This window comes from Streptomyces sp. NPDC048361 (assembly GCF_040651795.1).
In the GTDB taxonomy this organism is placed as follows: Bacteria; Actinomycetota; Actinomycetes; order Streptomycetales; family Streptomycetaceae; genus Streptomyces.
Map to the genome: position 1 here is coordinate 181,724 of NZ_JBEZKW010000002.1, position 21,889 is coordinate 203,612.

Below are 21,889 nucleotides of genomic sequence, written 5' to 3' on the forward strand. Positions count from 1 at the left end.
GGCCGCTAGTCGGCATTGCTTGGCGGCAGCACGATCAAGGCTGACGACGTTCGAGGGGACGGCGAGAAGTGATGGCCGATAACTGGACGCCCATGGTGGGTGGTTATGCAGTAGATACGACAGGTGGGCGGATTGGAGAGGTGCGTAGCCTGTTCGAAGGAAGCGTGTACCTCGTTCCGCCGGGCGGGGGTGTGGAGTGGACCGCCCCGCCAAGCAGGCTCCGCCCGCCGTCTGACGCCGAAGTCTGGCAGGCGCGCGTGTGGACGACACCGGTGGGCGGGCGCTGATGAGCACCAGGAGCACGGCGCGGTTCGTGCGTTACAAGGTCACCTCCCACCCGGACGGGGGTCTGCGGACCTTCGTGTCCTGCCAGTCCTGCTCATTCGTTGTGCTGCCGACCGCCGACATCGAGCGGGCCACGCGTGCCATGAGCCACCACACGGCTACCAAGGGACACGCGATCTTCAAGCGGACGACTGAGGATGTGGCCGTCGTGGTGCTGGCGGACACGGCCGAGCAGGAGCGGCGGGCCGAGGTCAACCGGCTGGAGTACCGGCACCTGGGCGGAGCCGCCGAGGACGACGCCGAGCACGCGCAGGCCGGCGCATGAGCCCCCGATTACCGACCACGCGAGGCCGAGCGGCAGGCGCACTCATGCTCATCATCGGGTGGGCGCTCCCCGTGGCCTTGCTCGTATGGGGCGTGAGCGGTCGGCTCTGAGACTCCGGCTTCCGGGTGAGGTTCGCACCGGCCCGCCCCTGCTGCGAAGGGCAGGCGGACGGGACGGCGGTCCCGTCCACCCGGGAGGCGGGGTTCAACCCCGCTGTCTGCGTCGTGATGTGAGGTCCAACGCAGACAGCGGGTCCAACCCGCAAAGGAGAGAAGCACATGCGAGACGCACACGCCTTACTCACCCCGCAGGGGTTCGAGGGGGTCGCCGCAACAGTCCGCGACAACAACCCCGGCATGTCCGAAGCTATGGCAGAGCGCATCGTGACGGAAGCGCTCAAGTACGTAGCCGCGGCTGCCCAGTTCCCCGCCGTGTCGATCCAACCGTCCAAGGTCGTGGACGAAGGATGGCACGCGCTGATTCTGCACACCCGGCTGTACGCCCGGCTCTGCGCGGGACTGGGGCGCTTCGTCAACTACTTCCCGGAGCGGCCGGGACCGGAACGGCACGACCCGGACGTCCTGGCCCGCACGGTCGCCCTGATCGAACAGGCCGGGTTCACCGTGGACGCGGAGCTGTGGACCGGGCCGATCAAGACCCTGGTGGGCGTGGCCGCGAACTGCTCTCACACCCCGGTGCCGGGGGGTTGCGGGCCGATCAACCCTGGTAAGTGCGCAACGCACGGCGGGGGCAGCGGCAAGTAGCTAAGGTGGCGCGCAAGTCAGGACGGAAGGTGAGTCAATGGACGCGTACGAGGCCCGAGAAGTCGAGGCCAAGATCAAGCGGTTGGGCCTTTCCTGGATCGTCGCACCCATGGACCCGAACAACAGTGAGGGCCCGTGGGGTGTCTATGACATCGCCGACCCTGCCACCCGGGAACCCATCAAGGCCGAGGCATGGTCGGCGGTGCTGGCCAAGGCTGCCGATAGCGCGCACGACTCCCGGTCCAACCAGGGTCGGACCGCCACACGCGGCTTCGTAGTACCGCCCACCGGGGGCTGACCGACGCGCAACTAGACAGCAAGTAGCCACGCTCGTCCCGGCATACGTGCCATGGGCGGCGGGGCTACTCGTCGTCTTGGTGCCCGTCCTCGCCGGCGTGCCCCCGCGGTGACCGGTCCACCACACGGCTCCCCCTGCCCCACTCGGTCGCGACCATGCCTCGCTCGCGCAGAACGCGCACCGCTCGACGGGCAGTCTCACGCGCTACCCCGAATTGTCCGCGAGATCTTCCGCGAGGGCGCCGAACTTCCGCAGCTACAGCGTGAACGGCGGTGGCAACAGCGTTCGCCGAAGTCGGCATCGACTACGACCACCCGACCATCAACATCACGCCCGTTCGGCGCCGGGTGATGTCGGCATGACGACCGCCGAGGAACTGTTCCCGCTCGTCCTGCCCGGCCGTGTGGCGCTGTGCATCGCGTGCAAGACGCTCACCAGGGCGCCGATCGCTGTCCGCTGGATTCAAAGCACCATCGGCCCCAGAACGACGCTCTACGCCTGCCCGGACCATGCGCCGGGACTGGTGCACGGTCCGCAGTGGGACGAGCTGCCCGCGATGCGGCGCTCGACGGACAACTAGTAAGCCTTCCAAGCTGTCCCGCCCGGCATCAGGTCGTGCGGGACAGCACCCCTACTTACGAGCATCGGGGCTTCCCGAAACCCTCCGGGGGTGGGAAGTTGGGCGGAGGCGCAAGCACCTGGGGCTCCGCCCCAGTTGCCCATGCCGGCCGGCCCCCACCGGCCCCCACCGGCCCACGTGGCCCGGGACGCGGCACCGCTCCAGGCACACCGGGGTGTTCAGGCGCGCGGCACCCGAACCACGCCCTCCTGGATCACTGTGATCGCCAGCCGCCCGTCCTGCGTGTAGATGCGGGCCTGGCCCAGCCCCCGGCCCCCCGAGGCCGACGGCGACTCCTGGTCGTACAGGAGCCACTCGTCCGCCCGGAACGGCCGGTGGAACCACATCGCGTGGTCCAGCGAGGCACCCACCACATCACCCACCGTCCACCCGCCCCGCCCATGCGCAAGCAGCACCGAGTCGAGCAGCGTCATGTCGGAGACGTACGTCGCGAGGCACACATGGAGCAGCGGATCGTCCGCGAGCTTGCCGTTCGTGCGGAACCAGACCTGCGAGCGCGGCTCACGCGGCGTACCCACCGTGCCCCACGGAGGCGCGTCCACATACCGCAGGTCGACCGCCGCCCGGGCTTCGAGGAGCCGGTCCACGACACCCGGGTCGTGGAAGGCGGACGCGTACCGCGGCAGCATCTCCGCCGCCGTCGGCAGCGACTCCGGGTCCGGCGCCACCGGCATGTCCGCCTGGTGCTCCATGCCCTCCTCGTACCGCTGGAACGACGCGGAGAGGTGGAAGATCGGCTGCCCGTGCTGGATGGCGACGACGCGGCGGGTCGTGAAGGACGCGCCGTCGCGGATGCGGTCGACCGTGTAGACGATCGGCGCACCCGGGTCACCCGCCCGCAGGAAGTACGCGTGCAGCGAGTGCGCGAGCCGCTCGGCGGGCACGGTGCGGCCGGCCGCGACCAGCGCCTGCGCCGCCACCTGCCCGCCGAAGACGCGGGGGACCACCGCCGAGCGGGAGCGCCCCCGGAAGATGTCCTCCTCGATCCGCTCCAGGTCGAGCAGATCGAGGAGGCTCTCAAGTGCCTGATGCATGAAGGTAGTTGTACCTGACCGCCGTTTCAGGCCTTGACAGGCCCTTACAGGCCCATGTTCTTGGCGATGATCGACTTCATGATCTCGCTGGTGCCGCCGTAGATCCGGTTCACGCGGTTGTCCGCGTACAGACGGGCGATCGGGTACTCGTTCATGAAGCCGTAGCCGCCGTGCAACTGGAGGCAGCGGTCGATGACGCGGTGCGCGACCTCGGTGCAGAACAGCTTCGCGGACGCGGCCTCCGCCGGCGTCAGCTCGCCCGCGTCGAGGGCCTCAAGCGCGCGGTCGGCGACCGCCTCGGCGGCGTCCACCTCGGCCTGGCAGGCGGCCAGTTCGAACTTGGTGTTCTGGAACGAGGCGACCGTCTTGCCGAACACGGTGCGGTCCTGCACGTACTCCTTGGCGAACCGCACGGCCGCCTTGGCCTGCGCATACGCGCCGAACGCGATGCCCCAGCGCTCGGATGCGAGGTTGTGGCCCAGGTAGTAGAAGCCCTTGTTCTCCTCGCCCAGCAGGTCCTCGACGGGCACCTTCACGTCGACGAACGCCAACTCGGCGGTGTCGGACGTCTTCAGGCCCAGCTTGTCGAGCTTGCGGCCGACCGAGTAGCCCTCGGACTTGGTGTCCACCGCGAAGAGCGAGATGCCGTGGCGGCGGTCCTCGGCGGTCGGCGCGTCGGTGCGGGCGCAGACGATCACGCGGTCGGCGTGGACACCACCGGTGATGAACGTCTTCGCGCCGTTGAGCACGTAGTGCGAGCCGTCCTCGGAGAGCTTGGCCGTGGTCTTCATGCCCGCGAGGTCGGAGCCGGTGCCCGGCTCGGTCATCGCGAGCGCCCACATCTCCTCGCCGGTGACGAACTTCGGCAGGAAGCGCTTCTTCTGCTCGTCGTCGGCGAGCATCTTGATGTAGGGCAGGCCGAGCAGCACGTGCACACCCGAGCCGCCGAACTGGACGCCCGCGCGGGCCGTCTCCTCGTACATCACGGCCTCGAACTTGTACGAGTCGATGCCGGCGCCGCCGAACTCCTCGTCCACGCGGATGCCGAAGATGCCGAGGTCGGCCAGTTTGGAGTAGAACTCGCGCGGCACGATGCCCGCGGCGAACCACTCGTCGTAGGCGGGTACGACCTCGGCCTCGATGAAGGCGCGCAGGGTGTCCCGGAACGCCTCGTGGTCCTCGTTGAAAACGGTACGGCGCACGGACGCCCTCCTCGGATGGCAGTTTGGCCAAGCATTGGCTAAGCGCTTGCTCAGGTTGAATAACGAAGTTACCCGGCGGTCACCGGCGCTGTCCAGGGGGCCAGAGTGTGACGCCCCACTCTCCTGCGTCACCCCGGCCTGGGAGGCCGGAGGACGCGAGGACCGCGCCCCGTGCCGCACCCCCGCTCCGCGGGCGGATCGCCATGCGGCGGGGTCACTCGGCCTGGTCATTCGTCCTGCTTGAGTGCCAGCCACAGCTCGGTGCGGACGTCCATGTCGTCCAGGTCCGCGGCGAGCAGCGTCGCGCAGCGGGCGACGCGTTGGCGCACCGTATTGCGGTGTACGCCGAGCGCGGTGGCTGTGCGGTCCCAACTGCCGTTCCGAGAGAGCCAGTTGCGCAGGGTCGTGCGCAGTGGCTCGCTGAGCGGGGCGAGGAGGTCGCGGGCGTACGCGGCGGCCTCGGCCGGGGCGAGGAGCGCCGCGAACCCGGCCGGGCGATGGCGGACCAGCGGGGAGCGGGTGGCCTCGGCGCGGGTGAGGGCGCGGGCGGCCTGGGTGTCGGCCACGGCCAGCCGCTCGATTCCGGCCGGTGCGCTCACGCCCAGGGTCCAGCCGGGGTGCGGGGTGACCTCGCGGTCGGCGGGGACGAGGGCGCGTACGGTCGACTCCGCCGCGTCCACCAGCGGCGTGCCGAGGTCGGGCGGGGTGCCCGTGCCCCGGGCGCGTACGACGACCCAGGGCCCTTCGCCCAGCAGCGCCGCCGTCTCCCCGGGCGAGCCGCCGAGCAGCATGCGCACCAGCGCGGCGGAACGGGCGGCTTCGTCAGTGGTGGGGCGCCCGGCGGTGAGCAGCGAGAGCAGCACGGCCGCGACGCCGGCGATGGTGTGGTCGCCGGGGGAGCGGTGGGGGGTGGCCAGGGCGAGGGTGAGGGGGCCGGTGAGGGCGTAGGCGGAGAGGTGGGTGCCGTTGGCGCTGGCGCTGGAGCTGGCGGTGAGGGGGTGCGCCTTCGGGGGACTCTCCCCACCCCGCCCCTTCCCGAAAGCCTCCGCCGGATGATCAGCGGTCCGCGCCCCTGCGCCCACCCCACGGGCTCCGCCCTCGGATCCCGGCTCCTCGAACGCCGCAGCGGTCGACTCGCCCGCTCCCTTCTCCGGTGCGGGGTTCGTCCCCTCCGGTGAGGGGGTCGGCTCGGGCGGCGTGAAAATCAGCCCCTCCGGCGTTTGAGGAGCGGGGTCCGGGGCGGAGCCCCGTGGTCGATGGGCGGCGGTCGACGGAGCCGCGTCCCCCGCCGTATCCGCCGGAGGCCTTCCGTGGGGAAGACCCGCCGAAGGCGACACCACCCGCACCAGCCCCCGCACCCCCGCAAGGGACCCCGGCTCAACCCCCGCCGCCTCCACCACCGCCCCCTCCGGCGTCACGAGCGCGGCCCAACCCCCCACCCGCCCCGCAAGCACCCGCAACACCGCCCCGACCGGCGCGGAGCGCGACGCGGCCGCCGCCAGGGCCCGCTGTGCCTCGCTCACCCGTCTCAGCTCGTCCTCCCGGGCGCGGGCCATCAGGAGCCACACCGCCCGCGCCACCCCGGAGAACGTCGTGCGCGGCGGCACCTCGATCAGCGGAAGCCCGTGCCGCGCGCATGCCTCGACGAGGGCCGGCGGCACCTCCTCGTGCACCGGCGCCACCCCGAAGCCGAGCGCCGCCGCGCCCGCCGCCACGACCCGGGACACGTACACCTCGGGGTCGGCGAGCTGCACCCCCGCCGTCATCAACAGCTCGCCGCCCAGCAGATACGGGTACGGGTCGGCCATCTCGGAGGTGTGCACCCAGCGGATGGAGGCGTGCGAGGGCCCCGCGAGCTGTCGCAGTCCCAGGTCCGCGCGGGCCAGCAGGGCGGCGAGAGCGATCGGCGGAGTGGGTGGGGTGGGCGAGGTGGGCGGCGCGGTCGGTTCCGGCATGGTGGACGATCCATCCATCGGCGGCGTGAGAAGTGGAGGAAACGTACACTTCAGTGGGGCTGCCCGGCCACCTATGGTCGTGCCGACCGGCGCACGCGGAGGCATACGGGGGAACGGACAGGCTCCCCCGCGCCGCCGGACCCGGCCCGGACCGCCACGACCGGCGCGTCACACCGGACCGGGGTCGCCACAACACGCCGAAAAGGAAGGGCACTTCACATGAGCAGCAACGAAACGCCGCGCGGTCCGATCGACTCGTCCCGCATCCCGCGGTACGCCGGTCCCGCGACCTTCGCCCGGCTGCCCCGCCTCGACGAGGTCGGCACCGCCGATGTCGCCGTCGTCGGCGTGCCCTTCGACTCCGGCGTCTCCTACCGGCCCGGCGCCCGCTTCGGCGGCAACGCCATCCGCGAGGCCTCCCGTCTGCTCCGCCCCTACAACCCGGCGCAGGACGCCTCGCCCTTCGCGCTGGCCCAGGTCGCCGACGCCGGTGACATCGCGGCCAACCCGTTCAACATCAACGAGGCCGTCGACACGATCGAGGCGGCCGCGGACGACCTGCTCGGCACCGGCGCCCGCCTCATGACGCTCGGCGGCGACCACACCATCGCGCTGCCACTCCTTCGTTCCGTCGCCAAGAAGCACGGCCCGGTCGCGCTGCTCCACTTCGACGCGCACCTCGACACCTGGGACACCTACTTCGGCGCCGAGTACACCCACGGCACCCCGTTCCGCCGGGCCGTCGAGGAGGGCATCCTCGACACCGAGGCGCTCTCCCACGTCGGTACCCGCGGCCCGCTCTACGGCAAGCAGGACCTCACCGACGACGAGAAGATGGGCTTCGGCATCGTCACCTCCGCCGACGTCTACCGGCGCGGCGCCGACGAGGTCGCCGACCAGCTCCGTCAGCGCATCGGCGACCGCCCGCTCTACATCTCCATCGACATCGACTGCCTCGACCCGGCCCACGCGCCCGGCACCGGCACCCCCGAGGCCGGTGGCATGACCTCGCGCGAGCTCCTGGAGATCCTGCGGGGCCTGTCCTCCTGCAACCTGGTCTCCGCCGATGTCGTCGAGGTCGCCCCGGCCTACGATCACGCGGAGATCACCAGCGTGGCCGCCTCGCACACCGCGTACGAGCTGACCACGATCATGTCCCGCCAGATCGCGGCGGGCCGCGCCTGAGGTGCGGAGGACCGGTTGACGACGAGCTGAGCACCAGGCCACGCGGCCCGGGGGCGGGGGAGCCCGCCACCGGGCCCGGGCCGGGCGCCACGGAAGAGGACGCGATGAGCCACGACCACCACGACATCGAGCTGCGGCCCACGCCGCGCCAAGTGGAGGCGGCCCTGAACCCTCCGCCCGGCCGCACCGGTGGCGACCTGGTCGTGGAGACGCTGGCCGGGCTCGGCGCGACCACCGTGTTCGGGCTGCCCGGCCAGCACGCGCTCGCCATGTTCGACGCGCTGCGCCGCTCCGACCTCGCCTACGTCGGGCTGCGGGTCGAGAACAACGCGGGCTTCGCGGCCGACGCGTACGGCCGGATCACCGGCGAGGCGGCCCCGCTGCTGCTCTCGACCGGGCCCGGCGCGCTCACCTCGCTCGCCGCGCTCCAGGAGTCGGCCGCCGCCTCGTCGCCGGTCATCGCGATCTCAAGTCAGGTACCGCGCAAGGGACTTGACGGCGGGCGACACGGTCATCTGCACGAGCTCCGCGACCAGCAGGCCTCCTTCCGCGACATCGTGAAGTCGGTCCACTGCGTGCGCGGCCAGTCGCAGATCCCCTCCGCGATCGCGGCCGCCTGGGAGTCGGCGCTCACCGCGCCGCACGGGCCGGTCTGGGTGGAGATCCCCGAGGACGTGCTCCTCGCCGAGACCGCGCTGCCCGTCGTCACCGCGATGGACGCCTTCCCCGAAGACCTTCTTCCGCGCCCCGAACTGACCGCCGTGGCGGCCGAGTTGCTGGCCAACGCCGCCCGCCCGGCGATCATCGCGGGCGGCGGTGTCGTACGCGCCGACGCCGCGGGCAAGCTCCGCGCGCTCGCCGAACGCCTCGACGCGCCCGTCGTGACGACCTTCGGCGGCAAGGGCGCCTTCCCCTGGGAACACCCGCTCTCACTCCAGTCCTGGCTGGAGGACCGCCACACCACGGACTTCCTCGAAGACGCCGACGTCCTGCTCGTGGTCGGCTCCGGGCTCGGCGAGCTGTCGTCGAACTACCACACCTTCGCGCCGCGCGGCCGGATCATCCAGATCGAGGCCGACCTCGGCAAACTGGAGGCCAACCACCCCGCGCTCGGCATCCACGCCGACGCCCGCATCGCGCTCCAGGCCCTCCTCGAAACCGTCGACGAGCGCACGGATACGGAGGCGCCCGAGCGCGTACGGACCGTCCTGGAGCGGGTACGGGAGCGCATCGACGCCCAGGGCCTCGACGAGGAGCAAAAGATCCTCGCGGCCGTGCGCGCGGCGCTGCCCGCGACGGCGCCCAGCTTCTGGGACATGACCATCCTCACCTACTGGGCGTGGTCGGCCTGGCCCGGCGCGATGCACTCGGCGCAGGGCGCCGGCGGCCTCGGCTACGCCTTCCCCTCCGCGCTCGGCGCGGCCGTCGCCGACCCCGCCACCCCGGTCCTCGCGGTCTCCGGCGACGGCGGCGCCATGTACTCCCTCGCGGAGCTCGCCACGGCCGGACAGTACGACCTGCCGGTCACGTGGCTGATCGTCGACGACGGGGGCTACGGCATCCTGCGCGAGTACCTGAGGGACCCATCCGGTGAGACCACCGCCGCCGCCACGGACAGTGACGCCGGCGCCGCGACCGGCACGGCCGCCGTCACCGAGCTCGCCCGCCCCGACTTCGTCGCCCTCGCCGAATCCTTCGGCGTCCCCGCCGTCCGTACGAGCGCGGACACCCTCACCGCCGACCTCGCCAAGGCCCTGGCCACCCCCGGCCCCTCGGTGGTCGTGCTGCCCGCCGTCCTGAAGATGTTCGCCCCGACCCACCTGTAGGTCCGTCCAAGACCGGAGTCCTCGTCCTTACGGCCCGTATGCACCGCGATTCATTGCGGCGGGATGAAATCCGCAGGCCCCCGTGTTGGTGCTTGCGGCAGGACACGTACCAACGGGAGGAATGTCGTGACGGAGGGTGCGCAACAGGGGTGGGGGCGCAGGCTGACCGGGTACGCCTGGCGGTACCGGCGCAATGTCGTGCTGGCACTCGGTTCGTCGCTCGGCGGCATGGCCGTCATGGCGCTCGTGCCGCTGATCACCAAGGTCGTCATCGACGACGTCATCGGCGACCACACCCGCTCCCTGACTGTGTGGACCGGGCTCCTCATAGCCTGCGCCGTCGTCGTGTACGGGATGACGTACATACGGCGGTACTACGGAGGGCGGCTCGCTCTCGACGTCCAGCACGACCTGCGCACCGAGATGTACCGCACGATCACCCGGCTCGACGGGCGGCGTCAGGACGAGCTGTCCACCGGACAGGTCGTCGGCCGTGCCACCAGCGACCTCCAGCTGATCCAGGGCCTGCTCTTCATGCTGCCGATGACCATCGGCAACATCCTGCTCTTCATCATCTCCATCGTGATCATGGCGTGGCTCTCGCCGCTGCTCACCCTCGTCGCCCTCGCCGTGGCGCCCGCGCTCTGGTTCATCGCCAAGCGCAGCCGCACCCGCCTCTTCCCCGCCACCTGGTACGCGCAGGGCCAGGCCGCCGCCGTCGCCGGGGTCGTCGACGGCGCCGTCTCCGGGGTCCGCGTCGTCAAGGGCTTCGGCCAGGAGGACCAGGAGACCGGCAAACTCCGCGAGGTCGGCCGCAAGCTGTTCGCGGGCCGCCTGCGCACCATCAAGCTGAACTCCCGCTACACCCCGGCCCTCCAGGCCGTCCCCGCGCTCGGCCAGGTCGCGATGCTGGCGCTCGGCGGCTGGCTCGCCACCCGGGGCCAGATCACGCTCGGCACGTTCGTCGCGTTCTCCACCTACCTCGCCCAGCTCGTCGGGCCCGTGCGCATGCTCGCCATGGTGCTCACCGTGGGCCAGCAGGCCCGGGCCGGCGTCGAGCGGGTCCTGGAGCTCATCGACACCGAGCCGTCGATGCAGGACGGCACCAAGGAGCTCGCGCCGGACGCCCCCGCCACCGTCGAATTCGACGACGTGCGCTTCGGCTACGACGACGAGCGGCCCGTCCTCGACGGGTTCTCGCTCTCCATCCGCCCCGGCGAGACCGTCGCCGTGGTCGGCGCGTCCGGCTCCGGCAAGTCCACCGTCTCCCTCCTCCTGCCGCGTTTCTACGACGTCGCGCACGGCGCCGTCCTCGTCGGCGGCCACGACGTGCGCGAGCTGACGCTGTCCTCGCTACGCGCCGCCATCGGCCTCGTCCCCGAGGACTCCTTCCTCTTCTCCGACACCGTCCGCGCCAACATCGCGTACGGAAAGCCGGACGCCACGCAGGAGGAGATCGAGAAGGCGGCCCGGGCCGCCCAGGCCGACGGCTTCATCGCCGAACTGCCCAAGGGGTACGACACCACCGTCGGCGAGCACGGCCTCACCCTCTCCGGCGGCCAGCGCCAGCGCATGGCGCTCGCCCGCGCCATCCTCACCGACCCCCGCCTGCTGGTCCTGGACGACGCGACCTCGGCCGTCGACGCCCGCGTCGAGCACGAGATCCATGAGGCCCTGAAGTCCGTCATGGCCGGCCGCACCACCCTGCTCATCGCGCACCGCCGCTCCACCCTCGCCCTCGCCGACCGCATTGCCGTGCTCGACGGCGGACGCCTCGCCGCGATCGGCACCCACGACGAACTCCAGCGCGACAGCGCCCTCTACCGCCGTCTGCTCACCGACCCCGACGAGCTCGGCGCGGTCTCCCCGGGCCACACCCCGCCCACCGTGCACACCGAGGACGAGGACCACTCCGTACGGGACGAGCTGGACGCCGAGTTCGACGCGGAGCGCGGCATCACGCCGCCGCTGTGGATACGCGAGGAGAAGCCCGAATCGGCCGCCCCCGGCGGCATGCCCGCCACCCCCGAACTGCTCGCCCAGGTCGAGGCGCTGCCGCCGGCGACCGATGTGCCCGCGATAGACGAGGCGAAGGCGGTCCAGCCCGAGGAGTCGTACGGCCTGCGCCGGCTGCTGCGCGGCTTCGGCCTGCCCCTCCTCATCTCGCTCCTCCTGGTCGCCATCGACGCCGGCGGCTCCCTCATCCTGCCGGTCCTCATCCGGCACGGCATCGACCAGGGCGTCACCAAGCTCGCGCTCGGCGCGGTGTGGGCGGCGTCCGGGCTCGCGCTGCTCACCGTGGTGGTGCAGTGGTTCGCCCAGACCGGCGAGACCCGCATGACCGGACGTACCGGCGAACGCGTCCTCTACACCCTGCGCCTGAAGATCTTCGCCCAGCTCCAGCGGCTCGGACTCGACTACTACGAGCGGGAGTTGACCGGCCGGATCATGACCCGCATGACGACGGACGTGGACGCGCTGTCCACGTTCCTGCAGACCGGACTGGTCACCGCGTTCGTCTCCGTCGTCACCTTCTTCGGCATCATGGTCGCGCTGCTCGTCATCGACCTCCAGCTCGCCCTCGTCGTCTTCGCGACGCTCCCGCTGCTCGTCGTCGGCACGTACGTCTTCCGCAAGAAGAGCGTGAAGGCGTACGAACTGGCCCGCGAGCGGATCAGCGTCGTCAACGCCGATCTCCAGGAGTCGGTGTCGGGTCTGCGCATCGTGCAGGCGTTCCGGCGCGAGCACGACGGGGCCGAACGGTTCGCCGAGCGCAGCGACCACTACCGCCGGGCGCGGGTACGCGGCCAGTGGCTGATCTCCGTGTACTTCCCCTTCGTGCAGCTCCTGTCGTCGGTGGCGGCGGCCGCCGTGCTGATCGTGGGCGCACACCGCGTCGACGGCGGCACCCTCACCACGGGCGCGCTCGTCGCCTACCTCCTCTACATCGACCTGTTCTTCGCGCCCGTGCAGCAGCTCTCGCAGGTCTTCGACGGCTACCAGCAGGCGGCGGTCTCGCTCAAGCGCATCCAGGAACTCCTGCGCGAGAAGACCTCCACGGGCGCCGCCCGCGAACCGCTCGACGTGCTGTCCCTGCGCGGCGAGATCGCCTTCGAGGACGTCGACTTCGCGTACGGGGCCGCCGACGACGGCGACGAGCCGGAGGAGGCACTGACCGGGGTCGACCTTCGCATACCGGCCGGGCAGACCGTCGCCTTCGTCGGCGAGACCGGCGCGGGCAAGTCCACCCTCGTCAAGCTGGTGGCGCGGTTCTACGATCCGACGGGCGGGCGGGTCACCGCCGACGGCACGGACCTGCGCGACCTGGACATCACCGCCTACCGGCACCGGCTCGGCGTGGTCCCGCAGGAGGCGTACCTCTTCGCCGGCACGGTCCGCGACGCCATCGCGTACGGGCGCCCCGACGCGAGCGACGCCGAGGTGGAGGCGGCGGCGCGGGCGGTCGGCGCGCACGACATGATCGCCACGCTCGACGACGGCTACCTCCACGAGGTGGCCGAGCGCGGCCGCAACCTCTCCGCCGGGCAGCGCCAGCTGATCGCGCTGGCCCGCGCGGAACTCGTCGACCCGGACGTCCTCCTGCTCGACGAGGCGACGGCCGCGCTCGACCTCGCCACGGAGGCCCTGGTCAACCAGGCCACGGACCGGCTCACGGGCCGCCGCACCACGCTGGTGGTCGCCCACCGTCTGACCACGGCGGCGCGGGCGGACCGAGTGATCGTGATGGACGGCGGCCGGGTCGCGGAGGACGGCACGCACGACGAACTCCTCGCGGCGAACGGCAAGTACGCCCGCCTGTGGCGCACGTTCATCGGCACCCCGACCCCCCGCGACACCATCCCGGCCCGCGCCTGAACCCCTGGTCAAGGGGCGCGGGGAACCGCGCGGACCGGGGGTGCGGGCAGACCTGAGAACCGTCGGGCGACTTATCGCGTCCCTCCCCACATACGCGCAAGTGGCGGAGAGGTGCACGCGTGTTCGGTGGGATGTTCGCAGGAGTGGGGAGGGCGGGGCTGCTCGGCCCCGCAGTGGCGGTACTGGCGATGGCCGGCGGACTCGTCGTGTTCGGCCCGGCCGGCGGAAGCGCGGACGCGGCCGCCGCCTGCGCGGGCAGACCGGTCAAGACCGTCGGGTTCAGCGCGGGCGAGCTGCGCCTGTACAAGGGCAACGGGTACGCCTGCGCGGTGACCGTGGCCAAGTCCGCCGGCGCCCGGCGCCAGATGTCCGTCACCATCCAGGCCCGCGGCGGCGCCCCCGCCGGCGACTCGGGCGTCTACACCCAGCGCGCCGGCCCGATCACCGTCTACTCCGGCAACCGCTGCGTACGCGCCACGGGGGCGATATCGGGGAGCTCCGCACAGACGGGCTGGGTCTGCTGAGCACACGTGAGCACACGGCTCCAAAGGGGTCTGGCGGGGCGGGTGTTGGCCCGGCTAGGTTCGCGGTGCCACGTTCCGAGCCCACAGGGGCCCCACAGGGGAGTGTGAATGCGCAAGGCGCTCAGATGGCTGCTGTCGCTCGCCGTGCTGATAGGCACGATGACCGCGACCGGAGCCACGGCAGGGGCGGCCACCGCCGCCGAGCCGGACATCAAGGACCGCATCCTGGCCATCCCCGGGATAAGTCTCATCGAAGAGAAGCCGTACGCCGGCTACCGCTACTTCGTCCTGGACTTCACGCAGCCCGTCGACCACCACAACCCGTACAGCCGGGCCACCTTCAAGCAGCGCATCACCGTGCTGCACAAGGACACCGACCGGCCGACGGTGATGTACACCAGCGGCTACGACGTGTCGACCAACCCGAGCCGCAGCGAGCCGACGCAGATCGTCGACGGCAACCAGGTCTCCGTCGAGTACCGCTTCTTCCCCGAGTCGCGGCCCACACCCACCAACTGGGCCAAGGACGACATCTGGCAGGCGGCCAGTGACCAGCACGCCATCTTCAAGGCCCTGAAGCCGGTCTACGCCAAGAACTGGCTGACCACCGGCGGCTCGAAGGGAGGCATGACGGCCACGTACTACAAGCGGTTCTACCCGCGCGACATGGACGGCGTCGTCGCCTACGTGGCCCCCGACGACGTGGTGAACACCGAGGATTCGGCGTACGACCGCTTCCTGGCGAACGTCGGCACCAAGGAGTGCCGCGACAAGCTGGCGGGCGTGCAGCGCGAGGCGCTGGTGCGGCGGGGCTCCCTGGAGAAGAAGTACCAGCAGTACGCGGCCGACAACGGCTACACCTTCACGACGGTCGGCAGCCTCGACAAGGCGTACGAGGCGGTCGTGCTCGACTACGTGTGGGGCTTCTGGCAGTACCACCTGCTCGCCGAGTGCTCCACCATCCCGGCGGACGCGGCACACGCCACCGACCAGGCGATCTGGGACTCGATCGACACGATCTCCGGCTTCTCCTTCTACACCGACCAGGGCCTGGCCCCGTACACGGCGTACTACTACCAGGCCGGTACACAGCTGGGCTCGCCCACCATCAAGCAGCCCTGGCTGGGCAAGCTGAGCCGCTACGGCTACCAGCCGCCGCGCAACTTCGTACCGCGGGACATCCCGATGCGGTTCCAGCCGTGGGCGATGCGGGACGTCGACTCGTGGGTCAAGCACCACGCCGACCACATGCTGTACGTGTACGGGCAGAACGACCCGTGGGGCGCCGAGCGCTTCTCCCTCGGCGCGGGGGCCCGTGACTCGGCCGTGTACACGGTGGCGGGCGGCAACCACGGCTCGAAGGTGTCCATGCTGGCGCCGGACCAGAAGGCCTCGGCGACGGCCTCCATCCTCCGCTGGGCAGGCCTGAACCCGGCCCCGGCGAAGCCGCGTGCGCCGTTCGACACGAAGCTGGACGCCCCCCAGCTCACCAGGGAGCCCTCCCTGCGCCCCTGACCCCGGGGCACCCACCCCGGTCGGCCTCACCTTCCGCACACCCGGCGGGTTTCGGGAAGGGGCGGGGTGGGGGAAACCACCCCGCCCCCGGCAGCACCGCACCCCACCGCACCGCCTAGTACGACAGGCCGTGGCCGATCGGGTACAGATCCTGCGCGGGATCGTCCGCGCGCGGCACCGCCACCGGGAGGCGCCCGCGCGGACGGACCCGCCCCGCCAACACCCGTACAGCCGCCCGGAGTTCGACGTCCGTCCAGGAATACGTCGCCAGCGACGCTCCGAACCCGCTCAGGTACGCGATGTCGTACGGATTGCGCAGGGCGAGGTGAACGACCGGCACACCCGTCGCACCCAGCGCCGCCACCAGCCGGCTCTGCGCACCACCCGCCCCCGCGTTGTACGTGCCCACGATCACCACATCCCGCCCGGCCGTCGCCGCCACCGCCGCGTCGATCTGCGCGGGGGAGGGCAGGGTGCCGGTACTCAACACCGCCGTACGGAAGCCGAGTTCGGTGAGCGCGTCGGCCAGGACGGTCGTGGGCGGCCCCGTCGTACCGGACGGGGAGTCCGGGTCGGGCCCCACGACCAGCACGCGACCGTGCCGCCGACGCGACAGCGGAAGCAGCCCGTGCGGATTGGCGAGCAGCGTCGTGGTCCGCTCGGCGATCTCGTCGGCGGCACCGAGATGCGCCCGTGTACCCACCACTCGGTCGACACCCCGCCCGCTGACGTACGGCCGGGCGAACAGCCCCCGCCGCTCCTTGAGCCGCAGGATCCGCAGGAGCGACTCGTCGAGGCGGGCCTCGCTCAGTTCGCCGCTCGCCACGGCCGCCCGCACCCCGGCGAACGCCACGTCCAGCTTGGGCGGATCGAGCAGCTGGTCGACGCCCGCCTTCAGGGCCAGCACCGGCACCCGGTCGTCCCCGTACTTGTCCCGTACGCCCTTCATGCCGAGCGAGTCCGTGATGACGACCCCGTCGTAGCCGAGCTGTTCGCGCAGGATGCCGGTGAGGATGGGGTGGGAGAGAGTGGCGGGGTCGTTGCTCGGGTCGAGCGCGGGGAACTGGATGTGCGCCGTCATGATCGCGTCGATCCCGGCGGCGATCGCGGCCTTGAACGGAGGCGCGTCGAGCCGCTCCCACTCCTCCCGGCTGTGCGTGATCACCGGAATCCCGGTGTGGCTGTCGACGCTGGTGTCGCCGTGCCCGGGGAAGTGTTTGGCGGTCGCGGCGACCGAGGACTCCTGGTAGCCGCGCACCTCGGCCGCGACCATGCGCGCCACGGCGGCCGGATCCGCACCGAAGGACCGTACGCCGATGACGGGGTTGGCGGGGTTGATGTTCACGTCGGCGTCGGGGGAGTAGTCCTGGCGGATGCCGATCGCGGCGAGTTCGGCGCCCGAGATCCTGCCGAGCGTGCGGGCGTCCTCCGTCGAGCCGCCCGCGCCCATCGCCATGGCGCCGGGAAAGAGCGTGGCCGGCTTGCCCACCCGGCACACGATGCCGTGCTCCTGGTCGGTGGCGATGAGCAGCGGCAGCGGGACGCGCTGGGCGAGCCCGGCGGCCTGGATGCCGTTGGAGAGAGCGGCGATCTGGTGCGGGTCGCGGGTGTTGTGCGCCCAGGTGAAGTAGATGATGCCGCCGACGTGGTACGTGGCGATCAGCTCGGCGGCGTCCCGCACCCCGATCTCGCGGAGGTTGGCGTCGATGTCCGCCTGGTCGGGCGCGGTCGCGGAGTGCCCGTAGATCCGCATGACGAAGAGCTGGCCGATCTTCTCCTCGATCGACATGCGGGCGACGATCGCGCGCAACCGGCGGTCGGCGGCGTCGCCGTCGGTGACATCCAGGGCGGCGGCGGGGAGCCGGGACCCGAGAGCGGTTATGGCGGTCACGGCGGCGGTGGTGGTCAGGAGGCTGCGTCTTGAGGTGCGGTGCTGCACGTGCGGCTCCTTCCGGCGAAGCGGTGTGAGGTGCCAGGGAGTGGAAGAAACACCGATGGCAGAAACTTCCACGCCTGAACCGTTATCCGGAAAGTAATTGCCAGTCAAGGCTACGCGCACGAACCTCCACCACCCGGCGCGGCCCGGTGTGACCCGGCTCGGGTGCGCCCCGGCGCCTGCCTGGCTACGACGACCTGCGGGCCTGCTCCTCCTCCTCCATCTCCTGCTCGCTCTCGTTGTCGTTCGCCGCCACCTCTCCGGCCCTGGCCGCCGGTCGCGGCATGACATACGGCTGCCAGGTCCGGCCCCCGTCGTACGTCACCCGCAACGCCAGCGCCGGCCCCGCTACCAGTTGCCCCCATGCCGGACGGCCTTCTCCATCAGCCACGCGCACACCTCCTCTTCCTCCTGAGCGGAGGCGGCACGCAGATCACGTACGGCGATGGTGGCGACGAAGTACACGAACCGCACCCGCCGCCACTCGCCGTCCGCGCCGATCACCTTGCCGGGCCCGTACACATCGGTCCCCGTATGGGCGACGTACGCCCCGACGCCGTGCGCTGCCATGCGACTGCCTCTCACTGTGTGTGGTGTTCCGCTCACAGCGTGGGGTCACGTTCCGTACGCTGAACAGTGCACAGAGCGTGACAACGTGGCTCGCACGCAAGGGAGTTGATGTCGTGGCGATCGAGGACAACCCCGTATCGCGCATCAAGTACGGCCAGGAACTGAAAGCCAGACGCGAGGCGGCCGGCCTCACCCAGGAGGAGCTGAGCCGCCTCGCGGTGATGTCTCGCACGCACATCGCGCACATCGAGGCGGGGCGGAGGCGACCGGACATCGCGGACGCGCGACGGCTTGACGCGGTGCTGAAGACCGATGGGTTCTTTGAGCGGTTCTTGCCAGTTCTGGAAGGGCCGCATGTCGCCGAGCACTTCGCGGAGGCGCTGGAGTTCGAGCGGTATGCGGTCATGATCCGCCAGTACGCGCCCAAGCTGGTGCCGGGCTTCTTGCAGACGGAGGCGTATGCGCGCGAGGTGCTCAGCTCGGGTTACCCGCCCAAGAACGATCAGGAGCGTGATCGGCTCCTGGAAGCTCGACTGGAACGTGCCAGGGTTCTGGACGACTTCGACAACCCCGTGGTGTGGACGATGCTCGACGAGGCGGTGTTGCGGCGACCCATTGGCGGCCCGCTGGTGATGTGCGAACAGCTTCAGCACCTGCTGGCCATGGGGGAAAGCCGACGGATTCGCCTCCATGTGCTCCCCTACGCGGCGGGCGCGCACGCCTTGCTGGAGGGGCTCGTCTCCCTGATGTGGTTCAGCGACCTTCCGCCCATCGCCTACGTGGAAGGCTTGAAGAACGGCCGAGTGTGGGAGCCCCCGTCCGTGGTGCGGCAGTGTCAGGAGGTCTATGACCACGCCCTGGGTGACGCGTTGTCGAACCGGGCGTCCCTGGCGCTGATTCGGTCTGTGTCGGAGGATTACGAACATGCAGCGAAGTGAGCACATAGTTCCCGACGCCTCGGCGTTGTCGGCTTGGCGCAAGTCCAGCTATAGCGGCGGAGAGAGCGGCGAATGCCTCGAAGTCAGCGAGGCGTACACAGCCTGGCGGAAGTCCTCGTACAGCGGGGGCGACAGCGGCGAATGCCTGGAGTTCAGCGACACCTGTGAGGGGTGCGTGCCCGTGAGGGACAGCAAGAACCCGACCGGGCCGGCCGTGGTGTTCGGGCCGGGGGCCTGGACCTCGTTCGTCGACGCGGTGAAGGGCGAGGGCCTCGTGCACTGAGGGTGGTGCTCTGCGACCGCCGCGCACCTCACGGCTCGGCTTGGCAGTCCTCGTCCTGGAGCGCTCCTTGGTCGTCACCGGCACATGAACGTGCCCGCACCCCTGCGCTTGCTGAGGATGTGGGTCACGGGAAGCCGCGTTCCCCGAACTGGCCACGGCTGGATCCGTGCGTTCTGGGCGCCCCGGGCCGTCACTCTTGCGCGTGGTGGTACCAGCGTCGGTGCACCGCGGGTTCGACGCACAGCACGGCGGCCCCTGCGACCGTGCCGACCAGCAGGGCCGGCCCGCCGCCACCGCTGAGGACCGAGCCGAGGCAGGCGGCGACGACGGCGAGCGGGCGCAGCAGGGTCAAGGGGCCGAGGCCGACAACCATCGCGAGGGTGCTGCCGCGGAAGGGCAGGGCGAAGTAGGCGGCGAGCGACAGCAGTACGGCGGCGGCGTAGACGGCGAGCGGGAGCAGGTAGCCGAGGCCGCCGGCGCTCAGGATGCCGTAGATCCGTGCCGGGTCGCGTGTGGTCAGCAGCAGAAGGACGGCGGTCAGCGTGGGGGCGAGGAGCAGGACGGCTCCGACGGCCAGCCCTCGCAGGGCGGCTCGGGCCGTGGCCCGTTGCTTGCGGATGCGTGCGTCGGTGCCGGCATACGCGCGGAAACCGCTGAAGGCCGCATCGGTCAGCCCGAGGAGCACCAACGGTATGGCGGGCGTCATCGGGTGGTCCCGGCAAGGTGCTCCGCGCCGACCAAACGGCGTGCTTCCCGGCCGAGGGCTCGTCGAAGCGGGGCCTCCAGGTGAGGGCGGACCCCGATGATCGGACGCAGCGTGGTGCAGAACGGGTTCACCGCACCGCGGGGCTCGTAGAGCAGCGCGCGGATGCCAGGGACCGCGGCGGCGCGCAGGAGTGTCTCGTCGCTGTGCGCGCGCCGTGCCGAAACGACGCCGTCGTGGCGGCCGAGCCGGCTGCGCATCCGGGCCCGGTGGAAGACCCAGGCGCCGATGGGCGCGAGACGGGTCGCGGCGATGTCGAAGTGGCAGAAGGCGTAGGCCGGTGAGGCGGCCTGGGCGTGGAAGAACTCGGCCAGGGCGGGACCACGGAAATGGTGCAGCACGCCGGTGGAAACGTAGACGGTCGCGGCCTGCGGCAGGTCGAAGGCGTTTCCGTGGACGAAACGGCAGTCGAGTCCCTCCGCTTGGGCAAGACGGTCCGCCTCGCCGACCAGCGCGGCGTCGAGATCGACCCCGACCAGTTCGACGTCCGCGCCCAGGACGTGGGTGGTCGCCAACTCGCGGACCAGGTAGCCCAGGCCGCACCCGACGTCGACCACACGGTACGGCCCGGACTGGCCGGTGGTCTCCCGGATCGCGGTGAGGAGCGGGCCGAGCAGGTGGACCAGCCGTTCACCGATCCGCAGTTCCTCGCTCAGGCGCTGGAGCTCAGTGTGCGCACCGAGGAGCAGGCGGTCCACGGCGTGCGGGACAAGGACGCCGTCCTGGTCCATGGGCAGCCCGGCGACGATGCGGGCCGCGCGCTCGTCTCCGCTCTCGCGAAGCTGCCGCATCACCTCGGCGCGCCGGACCGGGAGCCGGTGACCGCTCCGCGGATCCACGGCCGTGATCAGGTCGGATATCTCAAGCTGGGGCACGAGGCAGAACCCTATGGCCTTCCCTGCGGGCCGCAGACCTCGAAGTCCCCGGACGTCGCCACGCCCGGTTCGAGTTCAGCCTCTGGGCGAACGCCCGGGTCGGCGACCCGCTGTCGTAGTCAGCCCGGTCAGGTACTCCCGTCCTGCTTGGAGCAGCGTCGGGAGCGGGGTCGCGCGGGGGTACCAGCGCTTCTCGTACTCCCAGCACAGCCAGCCGTCCGGCGGGAGCTGGGTGACGCATGGGGCGAGGGGGAGTACGCCGGTGCCGAGGGCGAGCGGGGTGGTGTCCTCGGGCGATGCGATGTCCTTCACCTGGGTGTAGCCGAGGTGGGGCGAGAGGTGCGTGAACGACTCCGCGGGGGCCTCGCCGCCGAGCCACGTGTGCAGGACGTCCCAGAGCGCGCCGGCGCCGTCGTGGTCCACGCGGTCCAGGACGCGGGCGACGGCTCTGCCGGTGCGGTGGGAGTCGTGGGTTTCGAGGAGGATGCGGATGCCGTTGCGGTGGGCGAGGGGGGCGGCCTCTGCGAGGCGGCGTACGGCGGTGTCGTCGGCGGTGGTGTCGGCGGTGGTGTCGCTCTCGGCACCGCCGGGGAAGACGCGGATGTACCGGGCTCCCAAGTCGCTTGTCAGTCCTACTAGTTCGGTGAGGTCCGTGGTGTCGGCGGGGTCTGCGACCCGGGCGTACGCGGCGAGGGTGAGGATCTTGATGCCGGCGGATTCGAAGGTGCGGGTGACGGCCTTGCGCTGCGCGGCGTCGAGGCCTGGGTGGACGGGTTCGTCGGGGTGGGTACGGAGTTCCACGCCGTGGTAGCCGGATTGGGCGGCGAGGTCGGCGACGCGGGGGAGGTCGGTGCCGGGGAGGCCGAGGGTGGAGAGGGCGAGCTTCATGGGGGTTCCTGTCGGTGTGGCTTCGTTCTGGCTGTCCGTTCGGCGCGGGTGGCGCCCTCGAAGGGTCGATTTTCGGGTGCGGACCGTGCTGGGTTGCTCGCGCAGTTCCCCGCGCCCCTAAAAACGTCGGTCGGCTGCGGACCGTGCCCGCGCGTCCCGCGCAGTTCCCCGCGCCCCCAACCCCGCCTTCGTCTGCGGACCGTGCCC

20 protein-coding genes are annotated in these 21,889 nt (G+C 71.2%); 11 read left to right on the forward strand and 9 right to left on the reverse strand.

Annotated elements, in window-relative coordinates:
- The first annotated feature begins 286 nt into the window (after positions 1-286).
- The 4 genes from AB0D31_RS02045 to AB0D31_RS02060 all read left to right on the forward strand — a co-directional run bounded on the left by AB0D31_RS02045 (position 287) and on the right by AB0D31_RS02060 (position 2,252).
- The gene (locus tag AB0D31_RS02045; RefSeq protein ID WP_362715647.1) at positions 287-610 is read left to right on the forward strand and encodes a hypothetical protein; all 324 of its coding nucleotides are present in this window, start codon (positions 287-289) and stop codon (positions 608-610) included.
- A 278-nt stretch (positions 611-888) separates the two neighbouring features.
- Positions 889-1,374, forward strand: a complete 486-nt coding sequence (locus AB0D31_RS02050) for a hypothetical protein (protein ID WP_362715650.1) — start codon at positions 889-891, stop codon at positions 1,372-1,374.
- A 37-nt stretch (positions 1,375-1,411) separates the two neighbouring features.
- Positions 1,412-1,672 carry a hypothetical protein gene (locus AB0D31_RS02055; protein WP_362715653.1) on the forward strand — a complete coding sequence of 87 codons (261 nt, stop codon included), beginning with the start codon at positions 1,412-1,414 and terminating at the stop codon, positions 1,670-1,672.
- Between the two features lie 358 nt (positions 1,673-2,030).
- Positions 2,031-2,252 carry a hypothetical protein gene (locus AB0D31_RS02060; protein ID WP_362715656.1) on the forward strand — a complete coding sequence of 74 codons (222 nt, stop codon included), beginning with the start codon at positions 2,031-2,033 and terminating at the stop codon, positions 2,250-2,252.
- A gap of 218 nt (positions 2,253-2,470) precedes the next feature.
- On the opposite strand, the gene tesB is transcribed toward AB0D31_RS02060, so the two are convergent.
- From tesB to AB0D31_RS02075, 3 genes are all read right to left on the reverse strand, one after another.
- A complete protein-coding gene (gene tesB / locus AB0D31_RS02065) occupies positions 2,471-3,346 on the reverse strand; it encodes an acyl-CoA thioesterase II (RefSeq protein ID WP_362715659.1) in 876 nt (291 codons plus the stop codon).
- A gap of 44 nt (positions 3,347-3,390) precedes the next feature.
- Positions 3,391-4,548 (reverse strand): acyl-CoA dehydrogenase family protein, encoded by a 1,158-nt coding sequence (locus tag AB0D31_RS02070; protein WP_362715662.1) that lies wholly within the window; start codon positions 4,546-4,548, stop codon positions 3,391-3,393.
- Between the two features lie 227 nt (positions 4,549-4,775).
- Positions 4,776-6,503, reverse strand: coding sequence for a PucR family transcriptional regulator ligand-binding domain-containing protein (locus AB0D31_RS02075; protein WP_362715664.1), 1,728 nt, complete (start codon positions 6,501-6,503; stop codon positions 4,776-4,778).
- 219 nt (positions 6,504-6,722) lie between these two features.
- On the opposite strand from AB0D31_RS02075, the gene speB reads away from it, so the two are divergent.
- From speB to AB0D31_RS02100, 5 genes are all read left to right on the forward strand, one after another.
- Positions 6,723-7,688, forward strand: coding sequence for an agmatinase (gene speB, locus AB0D31_RS02080; RefSeq protein WP_362715667.1), 966 nt, complete (start codon positions 6,723-6,725; stop codon positions 7,686-7,688).
- A 104-nt stretch (positions 7,689-7,792) separates the two neighbouring features.
- Positions 7,793-9,514 carry a thiamine pyrophosphate-binding protein gene (locus AB0D31_RS02085; RefSeq protein WP_362715670.1) on the forward strand — a complete coding sequence of 574 codons (1,722 nt, stop codon included), beginning with the start codon at positions 7,793-7,795 and terminating at the stop codon, positions 9,512-9,514.
- A gap of 126 nt (positions 9,515-9,640) precedes the next feature.
- The gene (locus AB0D31_RS02090) at positions 9,641-13,390 is read left to right on the forward strand and encodes an ABC transporter ATP-binding protein (RefSeq protein ID WP_362715672.1); all 3,750 of its coding nucleotides are present in this window, start codon (positions 9,641-9,643) and stop codon (positions 13,388-13,390) included.
- A 119-nt stretch (positions 13,391-13,509) separates the two neighbouring features.
- Positions 13,510-13,914 carry a hypothetical protein gene (locus AB0D31_RS02095; protein WP_362715675.1) on the forward strand — a complete coding sequence of 135 codons (405 nt, stop codon included), beginning with the start codon at positions 13,510-13,512 and terminating at the stop codon, positions 13,912-13,914.
- A 108-nt stretch (positions 13,915-14,022) separates the two neighbouring features.
- On the forward strand, positions 14,023-15,429 hold the full coding sequence (locus AB0D31_RS02100) for a S28 family serine protease (protein WP_362715677.1): 1,407 nt from the start codon (positions 14,023-14,025) through the stop codon (positions 15,427-15,429).
- 115 nt (positions 15,430-15,544) lie between these two features.
- On the opposite strand, the gene AB0D31_RS02105 is transcribed toward AB0D31_RS02100, so the two are convergent.
- The 3 genes from AB0D31_RS02105 to AB0D31_RS02115 all read right to left on the reverse strand — a co-directional run bounded on the left by AB0D31_RS02105 (position 15,545) and on the right by AB0D31_RS02115 (position 17,935).
- Positions 15,545-17,368 carry a glycoside hydrolase family 3 protein gene (locus AB0D31_RS02105; protein ID WP_362715680.1) on the reverse strand — a complete coding sequence of 608 codons (1,824 nt, stop codon included), beginning with the start codon at positions 17,366-17,368 and terminating at the stop codon, positions 15,545-15,547.
- 184 nt (positions 17,369-17,552) lie between these two features.
- The gene (locus AB0D31_RS02110; protein ID WP_362715838.1) at positions 17,553-17,756 is read right to left on the reverse strand and encodes a hypothetical protein; all 204 of its coding nucleotides are present in this window, start codon (positions 17,754-17,756) and stop codon (positions 17,553-17,555) included.
- A complete protein-coding gene (locus AB0D31_RS02115; protein WP_362715683.1) occupies positions 17,714-17,935 on the reverse strand; it encodes a hypothetical protein in 222 nt (73 codons plus the stop codon). The genes AB0D31_RS02110 and AB0D31_RS02115 overlap by 43 nt, the downstream gene beginning before the upstream one ends.
- Positions 17,936-18,048: 113 nt before the next feature.
- Here AB0D31_RS02115 and AB0D31_RS02120 point away from each other — a divergent pair, with 113 nt between their 5' ends.
- Together AB0D31_RS02120 and AB0D31_RS02125 are read left to right on the forward strand one after the other, a co-directional pair.
- Positions 18,049-18,873, forward strand: coding sequence for a helix-turn-helix transcriptional regulator (locus AB0D31_RS02120; protein ID WP_362715685.1), 825 nt, complete (start codon positions 18,049-18,051; stop codon positions 18,871-18,873).
- Positions 18,860-19,156, forward strand: a complete 297-nt coding sequence (locus AB0D31_RS02125) for a DUF397 domain-containing protein (RefSeq protein WP_362715688.1) — start codon at positions 18,860-18,862, stop codon at positions 19,154-19,156. The genes AB0D31_RS02120 and AB0D31_RS02125 overlap by 14 nt, the downstream gene beginning before the upstream one ends.
- A 190-nt stretch (positions 19,157-19,346) precedes the next feature.
- Here AB0D31_RS02125 and AB0D31_RS02130 read toward each other — a convergent pair whose 3' ends face one another.
- The 3 genes from AB0D31_RS02130 to AB0D31_RS02140 form a co-directional block, all read right to left on the reverse strand.
- Positions 19,347-19,862 carry a hypothetical protein gene (locus AB0D31_RS02130; RefSeq protein WP_362715691.1) on the reverse strand — a complete coding sequence of 172 codons (516 nt, stop codon included), beginning with the start codon at positions 19,860-19,862 and terminating at the stop codon, positions 19,347-19,349.
- Positions 19,859-20,794: a class I SAM-dependent methyltransferase gene (locus AB0D31_RS02135; RefSeq protein ID WP_362715693.1), complete on the reverse strand. Its 936-nt coding sequence runs from the start codon at positions 20,792-20,794 to the stop codon at positions 19,859-19,861. The genes AB0D31_RS02130 and AB0D31_RS02135 overlap by 4 nt, the downstream gene beginning before the upstream one ends.
- Positions 20,795-20,869: 75 nt before the next feature.
- Complete coding sequence (locus tag AB0D31_RS02140) at positions 20,870-21,682, reverse strand: sugar phosphate isomerase/epimerase family protein (RefSeq protein WP_362715695.1); 813 nt, start codon at positions 21,680-21,682, stop codon at positions 20,870-20,872.
- Between the last annotated feature and the right edge of the window lie 207 nt (positions 21,683-21,889).